Genomic DNA, 641 nt, shown 5'->3' with positions numbered 1-641 from the left:
ATTCCGAGATATTGACGAATCCGTTCTGGGCCTCGGCGATCAGGTCGTCGGTGACGCGGCTGATCAGTCGGTCTGCGGCGGCCCAGGCCTCATCCTCAGTTTCGCGAACGATCAAATGGATGCGAAGGCCGAAGCGGATCGTTCGGCCTTGCGCCGCTGCGGCCTGCCTGACCCGCCCGATCTTTTCGGCGAGCTGGTCCACCGGTTCGCCCCAACTCAGATAGGCGTCCACGTGCTTGGCGGCGATCGCAATGCCGGCGTCGGACGAACCTCCGAACCACAGTGGAGGATGGGGCTGTTGAACCGGCGGGAAGGAAATGTCGGTGCCGTGGGCGGAAAGATACTTGCCCTCGAAATCCGCCGGTTCACCTGAAAGGATTCGCCGCCAGATGGTCAGGAACTCGTCGGTCTGCGCGTAGCGGTCGTCATGGTTGAGCTTGTTGCCGTCACCGGCGAGGTCGGCTGGATCCGCGCCGGTGACGACATTGAGCAGCACCCGGCCGCCGGAAATCCTGTCCAGCGTGGCGGCATGGCGCGCAAACAGGGCCGGCGTCCCGCTGCCCGGCCGGAGCGCCACGAGGAATTTCAGCCGTTCGGTCAGCGGGATCAGGCCGGCTGCAACGATCCAGGCGTCCTCGCAC

General features: G+C 65.1%; 1 protein-coding gene. It reads right to left on the bottom strand.

Annotated elements, in window-relative coordinates; genetic code table 11:
• A partial coding sequence (locus EOA29_RS39090) for an LLM class flavin-dependent oxidoreductase (protein WP_127222550.1) occupies positions 1–641 on the bottom strand: 641 nt, incomplete at both ends.

Origin of the sequence: Mesorhizobium sp. M1E.F.Ca.ET.063.01.1.1 (assembly GCF_003998155.1) — a bacterium.
GTDB lineage: Bacteria > Pseudomonadota > Alphaproteobacteria > Rhizobiales > Rhizobiaceae > Mesorhizobium.
This window is presented reverse-complemented; position numbering and strand designations above follow the sequence as displayed.